General features: G+C 66.9%; 1 protein-coding gene. It reads left to right on the top strand.

What is annotated here, in order from left to right; genetic code table 11:
• Positions 1-894, top strand: an 894-nt coding sequence (locus AWB68_RS45495) for a pyridoxal phosphate-dependent aminotransferase (protein WP_087650510.1), incomplete at both ends; no start/stop codon positions are given.

Below are 894 nucleotides of genomic sequence, written 5' to 3'. Positions count from 1 at the left end.
CTGCGGCGTTCCAGCCGAGCACGTCATCACGACACAAGGCACCGCGCTCGGGCTCTTTCTTCTTGCTTTCGAGGTCTGCCGGTCCGGTGACGAGGCCGTCCTCGCGACACCCTGCTTTCCGCCAAGCCGTGACTGCCTTCTCGGCGCCGGCGTCAATGTCCGCGAGATCAAGCTGTCGTTCGAGGATGGCTATCGGCTGGACCTGGACCGGATCGACGCAAGCCTGTCGTCGAACACGAAGCTCGTCAGCATCGCTTCGCCACAAAATCCAGCCGGCGTCCAGACGTCCCGTGCCGACATCGAGAAGCTCCTCGTCTTGATGGAAAGGCGGGCCCCCGAAGCGATACTTTTCGTCGACGAGACCTATCGCGAAGCCGCGTATGGCGACGATGCAGTGGCCGACAGTTTCGCGGCGCTCGACGCGCGCATCGTCACCGGCGCGTCGGTATCGAAGGCGCTCGGCGCGCCGGGCTTGCGGACCGGCTGGCTCACGGTGGCGGACGCCGATCTTCGGGCGCGTCTGACCGTCGCGAAGATGAACACCGTGATCTCGGGTTCGGTGCTCGACGAGACGCTCGCCACCGTGCTCCTGCGTCACAGGGAAGGGGTGCTCGCGCCGCGACGCCGGTTGCTCGCCGGCGCTCTCCAGGAACTGGCGCACTGGTGCGAGAGCGCGCGCGAACGCGTCGAGTGGGTCCGGCCCGACGCCGGTGCGCTGTGCTGCGTGCGCTTGCGGTCCGAGGGATTCGACGTGGCTGCCGTCTCGCGCTTCTGGGACCTGCTGCCAGCTCATGACTTGCAACTGGCGTCCGGAGCATGGTTTGGGGAAAGCAACCGCGTATTCCGGCTGGGCTTTGGCTATCTGCCGCCTGCGCGCCTGGGACCCGCGTTGGC

This window comes from Caballeronia choica (assembly GCF_001544535.1).
GTDB classification, from domain to species: domain Bacteria; phylum Pseudomonadota; class Gammaproteobacteria; order Burkholderiales; family Burkholderiaceae; genus Caballeronia; species Caballeronia choica.
This window is presented reverse-complemented; position numbering and strand designations above follow the sequence as displayed.